The following is a 6519-nucleotide window of genomic DNA, read 5'->3' as shown; positions in this document are numbered from 1 at the left end:
TCCCTGCTGACAGTTGAACGAGAAAGCCCCAATTCTCTAGCAATAGTGGCCTGAGTAACACCGTCAATTATTCGTTTTTCGATATAAAAACGCTCATGTAAGTTCAAATGTTTTCCCTTCATACAACAGTATCTCTTATGGGGTCATTACAGTAATTTTATCTATGTATGACCAAGGATTTACTTTGTTGCATTTCGTTTGGGAATTGGCGGATGGCTACCATCAAAAGACCAATAAGATTTTTTCAACGTAAGAAACAGCGGTTGACCAAAATGAGATTCCAATAAAGGTGGGATTGGCAATAATGGATACCCTTCATTTTTTTCTGCTCTAACCGCAGCAGGAAGCATAGAAACACTTATAGCTATACTTGATAGCTTAAGAAATCGACGCCGACTTAGTGACATATCTTCTCCACAAAATCATTAATAAGCTAGCGCCATTTATTGTTCATCCAGGAAAGATCCTTATCTTACTATCCGCTAGTAATTGTATTATCACAATTGTTTGATAACTATATTCCATTAAGACGATAGATTGATACAACGCCAAATATTAATATATTGTTAAATATGACAATTTAGAAACTAATTTGCTTGAAAAATGAACTTAAACTTTATTTCATTTTTTGTTCTATTTCTGCCACTTCTTTATTTAATTCTGCAATTTTAACTTTGAATAAATCATGGCAATATTCTGCTAATTCACGCACGTTTTCCCGATTATACTTTGTTGTATCAATAGGCGGTAGCATTTCGACAACCACTACTCCATTATTCCAACGATTCAGTTTAATGCGCCCTTCTGTTTCAGATAAACAGACTGGTACTATCGGAATCCCAGCTGCAATTGCTGCATAAAATGCACCGGTTTTAAATGGCAGTAAACCTCGACCACGACTACGGGTTCCCTCAGGAAACATCCAAATAGAAATTTTCCTTTTTTTAATCTGCTTAACAACCTGTGAAATGGTATTGTGCGCTTTAGTTCGATTAGCCCTATCAATGAGAATATTACCGGCCAACCAATATAGTTGACCGAAAAAAGGGATAAATACTAAGCTTTTTTTTCCAACAGTAACGGTATTTGGCTGTACTGCATTTGACATAGTTACCATATCATAGTTATTTTGATGATTACCGATATAAATACTGGGACCGTAATCTTTCGCTTCAGAAGGTACCCGATTAATAATGGTAATACCAAAAACATAAGATAATTTGCCAAACAGTCGGCCAAAGCGCATAACATGGTGTGGATTTCTTGGACTGAATAAGCAATAAAAACAACCTAACACGCAAACCAATATCGTAAATAGGATCACAATAATAATACGAACAATGGCTAACATATTTACCTCAAGTAATAAGTAACTTCACACACCTATAAAAAAAATCAAAAACTATCCATTACTAGGAGGCGTTACTTCTATACGCTCAATACTCTGTAATCCACGAGGTAATGAAGAACCTTTACGACCTCGTTCAGCACGATATTTTTGCAAATCTTCTGGATTTAATTTCAGTTTTCGTTTGCCAAAATAGAGGGTAATTGAAGACTGAGGCTGCAAAAACATTAACCAAACTAGAAAATCCTCTCTGCTGGCTGATTGAGCCGCTGCAATATTAATAATTTTATTACCTTTACCTTTAGAGAGCTGAGGGAGATCACTAACAGGAAATATTAACATTCTCCCTGCGTTAGTAATTGCCAATAATAAATCTTGCTTTTCATTATTGACTTCTAATGGCGCCAGTACCTTTGCATTATTAGGTAAGGTAATTAATGCTTTACCTGCTTTATTTTTTGCCACTAAATCGCTAAAAGTACAAATAAAACCATAACCTGCATCCGATGCTAACAAATATTTTTGTTCTTCGGGAGCAGCCAATACATGTTCAATCGTTGCGCCAGGTGGTAATGCCAATTTACCAGTAAGTGGCTCTCCTTGTCCGCGGGCAGAAGGAAGATCAAGCGGATCAAGGGAATAACTACGTCCAGTACTATCAAGGAAAACAACCGGTTGATTCGTTTTGCCCCTTGCTGAGCTACGGAAACCATCTCCAGCTTTATAGTTAAGATTAGTCGGATCAATATCATGACCTTTTGCGCTTCTCACCCATCCCATAACAGAAAGAACAATAGTAACCGGCTCAGAAGGCAAAATATCATGTTCATTCATGGCTTTTGCTTCAATACGCTCCTTAAGTGGTGAGCGACGATCATCACTATAAGTCTGGGCATCGGTTTCAATTTCTTTCTTGATCAAGGTGCTTAAACGACGCTCAGAGCCTAAAATAGCTTGCAGTTGATCACGCTCTTTAGCTAATTCATCTTGCTCACCACGTAATTTAAATTCCTCCAGTTTAGCCAAATGACGCAATTTCAATTCCAGAATAGATTCAGCCTGAGTTTCTGAAAGCGCAAAACGGGACACTAATACTGCTTTAGGCTCATCTTCATTACGGATAATATGGATAACCTCATCTATATTAAGATAAGCTATTAATAAACCCTCAAGGATATGTAAGCGTTTTAATACTTTTTCTAAACGATGATTTAAGCGATTACGTACGGTTTCTCGTCTAAATAATAACCATTCATTTAAAATTTCTACCAGTCCTTTAACTGCCGGACGATTATCCAGGCCAATCATATTCAAATTGACCCGATAACTTCTTTCTAGATCGGTCGTGGCAAACAAATGTGTCATCACTTGTTCTAAATCAATCCGATTACTTCTAGGTACAATCACTAAACGTGTTGGATTTTCATGATCTGATTCATCACGTAGATCTTCTACCATCGGTAATTTTTTGGCACGCATTTGTGAAGCAATCTGCTCCAACAGCTTAGCACCTGAAACTTGATGAGGTAGTGCAGTAATAACGGCATTGCCATCATCCATTTCCCATACAGCACGTAACCGAATTGAACCACGGCCTGTTTGGTAAATTTTTTGAATATCTTCTTTTGATGAAATAATTTCTGCTTCTGTTGGATAATCAGGAGCGGGAATAAACCCCATCAACATTTTAAGATCAGCTTTTGGATTTTCCAATAAAGCAACTAACGCGCTTGCTACCTCACGAGCATTATGCGGCGGAATATCGGTCGCCATACCAACGGCAATTCCTGTCGTGCCATTTAGCAGAATATTGGGTAATCTTGCCGGTAGTGTTTTGGGTTCGGTTAATGTTCCATCAAAGTTAGGTGTCCAGGATACCGTTCCCAATCCTAATTCACTGAGTAGCGTTTCAGCATATTTTGACAATCTTGACTCAGTGTAACGCATAGCAGCAAACGATTTAGGATCATCAGGGGCTCCCCAGTTTCCCTGACCATCAACTAATGGATAACGATAGGAAAATGGTTGTGCCATCAATACCATGGCTTCATAACAAGCGCTATCACCATGCGGATGATATTTTCCCAATACATCACCGACTGTACGAGCTGATTTTTTATACTTAGCGGCATTACTCAAACCAAGTTCAGACATGGCATAAACAATTCGTCGCTGAACAGGTTTTAACCCATCACCAATAAATGGCAATGCTCTGTCCATGATGACATACATGGAATAATTGAGATAGGCATTTTCGGTAAAGGTATAAAGTGGTTGCTGCTCTACACCATCGTGAGTAATCTCACTCATTCATTTGATTCCTTAATCTCTGGTTAACAGTGTCGATTACACTTCAATTTCTATCGCATCGCCTTTATCTTGTAACCAATTTCGACGATCTTCTGCTCGTTTTTTCGCCAATAACATATCCATCATCGCTAGTGTTTCTTGATAATTCTCATCATTAATAATGAGCTGCACTAAACGTCGTGTATTGGGATCAAGTGTGGTTTCGCGTAATTGAGTCGGATTCATTTCGCCTAACCCTTTAAAACGCTGGACATTCGGTTTGCCGCGCTTATAGCTTAGTCTGTCGAGGACCGCGGCTTTTTCACCTTCATCGAGGGCATAATAGACTTCTTTACCTAGATCAATACGGTATAAGGGTGGCATAGCAATATAAATATGGCCTGCTTTTACTAAAGCGGGAAAGTGGCGAACAAAAAGCGCGCAGAGTAAGGTTGCAATATGCAATCCATCTGAATCTGCATCGGCAAGCACACAAATCTTACCGTAACGGAGTTGGCTAAGATCATCGCTGTCTGGATCAATACCAATAGCTACTGAAATATCATGGACTTCCTGTGAAGCTAAAACCTCATCGGAAGATACTTCCCAAGTATTCAATATTTTCCCTCTTAGCGGCATAATCGCCTGATATTCTCGATCACGAGCCTGCTTAGCCGAGCCGCCGGCTGAATCTCCTTCAACTAAAAATAGCTCAGTAAAATTAAGATCTTGAGAAGTACAATCGGCTAACTTGCCGGGTAACGCAGGCCCGCTGGTCAGTTTCTTGCGCACGACTTTTTTCGCTGCTCGCAGACGCCTTTGTGCACTTGAAATGGTGAGTTCCGCTAATTGCTCAGCTTCTTGAACATTTTGGTTTAACCACAAACTAAAAGCATCTTTTACTACCCCGAAAACAAACGCAGCACTCTGGCGAGAAGAAAGACGTTCTTTGGTTTGGCCGGCAAATTGTGGATCTTGCATTTTGACTGATAAGACATAAGCACAGCGTTCCCAAATATCATCACCTGTCAATTTAACACCGCGCGGAAGTAAATTACGGTATTCACAAAACTCCCTCATCGCATCCAGTAAGCCCTGGCGTAACCCATTAACATGGGTACCCCCCTGTGGGGTTGGAATAAGGTTAACATAACTTTCGGTTAATAGTTCTCCACCTTCTGGTAACCAAAGCAGGGCCCAATCGACCATTTCTATTTGGCCGGCAAAATTACCAACAAACGCTTTCTCAGGTAAAGTCACTAATCCGTTCACTGCTTCCATTAGATAGTCGGTCAAGCCATCGTTATAACGCCATGTCTGCTCAGTATTATTTATTTTATCCTTAAAGACGATTTCAACACCAGGGCATAGCACAGCCTTGGCTTTTAATACATGCACTAAACGCGAAATGGAAAAGCGTGGGTTGTCAAAAAAATGGCTATCAGGCCAAAAACGGACACCGGTACCAGTCGTGCGTTTAGCACAACTACCAATAACCTCAAGTTCCTGAACTTTTTCACCATTTTCAAAAGCAATTCGGTATATTTGGCTATCACGACTAACAGTTACTTCAATACGTTTTGATAATGCATTGACCACTGAAATGCCAACACCATGTAGCCCACCAGAAAATTGATAATTTTTATTAGAAAATTTTCCCCCGGCATGTAACTGCCCCAAAATCAGCTCTACAGCCGGTACCTTCTTTTCTGGATGAATATCAACCGGCATACCTCGGCCATCATCAATCACTTCCAGTGACTGATCTTCATACAAGATTACATCGATACGTTTAGCATAACCGGCAAGCGCCTCATCCACGCTATTATCAATTACTTCCTGTGCCAGGTGATTTGGTCGAGAAGTATCGGTGTACATGCCTGGGCGACGACGTACAGGTTCTAAACCACTGAGGACCTCGATTGCCTCTGCATTATAACTAGATTGAGTCATATTATTTTCTGCGGTAATTGATGATTAATTAGGCAAATAAATGCTGAGATACTGATGATAATAACAGTCATTTAGCTATTTTGGATAATTTTTTACTTATTTTGCCTTTGCCAAAGCTAAAAAACGCATAATTTGTGGAAAATAGTAGTCAAATCCAACAAAAGCATGGTTACCTCCTGGCGCTATTGTTTGCTTACACTCCATAAGATAATAAATAAAAATAAAATAATTATATATCAATTATTTAAAAAAATTTAGCTCATTTAATATACGCATTTACACGTAAAAACAAGCGATTTCACTCACTATAAATCAATGGGTTAAGTTGAATAGTGAGTGTATTTTTTTGCAAAACTGTCGCTGACTAAAGGGACCGTTAATCCCAACAGCCAGCTAACCCTAAACCTAGATAGAATAGGACTAAGGCTAATGAAAAAGTCTAGCTTTCCTGTGCGCATTTGTGAAGCACAATCGTTAATACAACATGCTAATCTGTATACAATGGAAGGTGTCGCATGATGAAAATCGTTGACATCGCCCAATATCCAGAGTTACGCAATCTTTTTCCTGAACTCACCTCAGTTGAATTTGAAACATCGTTATTATTTTCCTTTACTATACCACAGAAGCAAATTTCAGTTTTACGTTCAGTCAACTATCGATTGGTTCAGCGGGATATAGCAGCAGCTAAATCGAAGTCAAGAGTTTCGCACAAAACTAATTTGGGTACGCTAATAAAACACGGATGTGCTCAGCAATAGCATTTTTGATTACGTCCCAATTTTGTTGATAAAGGGTTATTTTTTCAGATATACGACGTTTATGTTGTTCAAACCACGCAGAAATAGCGAGAAAAATATGATTTCTTTGCGCTCGGCTCGTGCGAGCCTGACAGCGTTCAATACCACAATTTTGTTTAACTTCTCGAT

At 39.2% G+C, this 6519-nt stretch carries 6 protein-coding genes and 2 pseudogenes; 1 reads left to right on the top strand and 7 read right to left on the bottom strand.

Going from position 1 to position 6519, the window contains the following annotated elements:
- The 6 genes and pseudogenes from CBG25_RS21235 to CBG25_RS02300 form a co-directional block, all read right to left on the bottom strand.
- Positions 1 to 122: helix-turn-helix domain-containing protein (locus CBG25_RS21235; RefSeq protein WP_366212652.1), on the bottom strand; the 122-nt coding region annotated here is incomplete at its 3' end.
- Between the two features lie 57 nt (positions 123 to 179).
- Positions 180 to 407 (bottom strand): hypothetical protein, encoded by a 228-nt coding sequence (locus CBG25_RS02320; protein WP_290604244.1) that lies wholly within the window; start codon positions 405 to 407, stop codon positions 180 to 182.
- 209 nt (positions 408 to 616) lie between these two features.
- Positions 617 to 1351, bottom strand: coding sequence for a 1-acylglycerol-3-phosphate O-acyltransferase (locus CBG25_RS02315; protein ID WP_290604242.1), 735 nt, complete (start codon positions 1349 to 1351; stop codon positions 617 to 619).
- Between the two features lie 51 nt (positions 1352 to 1402).
- The gene (gene parC, locus CBG25_RS02310; protein ID WP_290604240.1) at positions 1403 to 3658 is read right to left on the bottom strand and encodes a DNA topoisomerase IV subunit A; all 2256 of its coding nucleotides are present in this window, start codon (positions 3656 to 3658) and stop codon (positions 1403 to 1405) included.
- A gap of 36 nt (positions 3659 to 3694) precedes the next feature.
- Positions 3695 to 5590: a DNA topoisomerase IV subunit B gene (gene parE, locus CBG25_RS02305; protein WP_290604238.1), complete on the bottom strand. Its 1896-nt coding sequence runs from the start codon at positions 5588 to 5590 to the stop codon at positions 3695 to 3697.
- 96 nt (positions 5591 to 5686) lie between these two features.
- Positions 5687 to 5806: pseudogene (locus CBG25_RS02300) on the bottom strand (esterase YqiA); the annotation flags it as partial.
- 299 nt (positions 5807 to 6105) lie between these two features.
- Here CBG25_RS02300 and CBG25_RS02295 point away from each other — a divergent pair.
- Positions 6106 to 6351, top strand: a complete 246-nt coding sequence (locus CBG25_RS02295) for a transcriptional regulator (RefSeq protein WP_290604236.1) — start codon at positions 6106 to 6108, stop codon at positions 6349 to 6351.
- On the opposite strand, the pseudogene CBG25_RS02290 reads toward CBG25_RS02295, so the two are convergent.
- Positions 6308 to 6519, bottom strand: a pseudogene (locus CBG25_RS02290) (hypothetical protein); the annotation flags it as partial. The gene CBG25_RS02295 and the pseudogene CBG25_RS02290 sit on opposite strands and share 44 nt — an antisense overlap.

Source organism: Arsenophonus sp. ENCA (assembly GCF_002287155.1).
Classification (GTDB): Bacteria; Pseudomonadota; Gammaproteobacteria; order Enterobacterales; family Enterobacteriaceae; genus Arsenophonus; species Arsenophonus nilaparvatae.
This window is presented reverse-complemented; position numbering and strand designations above follow the sequence as displayed.

Excerpts from the sequence above, each read along its gene's own strand:
- CBG25_RS02320 (WP_290604244.1), bottom strand. The coding sequence starts at position 407 with ATGTCACTAAGTCGGCGTCGATTTCTTAAGCTATCAAGTATAGCTATA.
- CBG25_RS02315 (WP_290604242.1), bottom strand. The coding sequence starts at position 1,351 with ATGTTAGCCATTGTTCGTATTATTATTGTGATCCTATTTACGATATTG.
- parC (WP_290604240.1), bottom strand. The coding sequence starts at position 3,658 with ATGAGTGAGATTACTCACGATGGTGTAGAGCAGCAACCACTTTATACC.
- parE (WP_290604238.1), bottom strand. The coding sequence starts at position 5,590 with ATGACTCAATCTAGTTATAATGCAGAGGCAATCGAGGTCCTCAGTGGT.
- CBG25_RS02295 (WP_290604236.1), top strand. The coding sequence starts at position 6,106 with ATGATGAAAATCGTTGACATCGCCCAATATCCAGAGTTACGCAATCTT.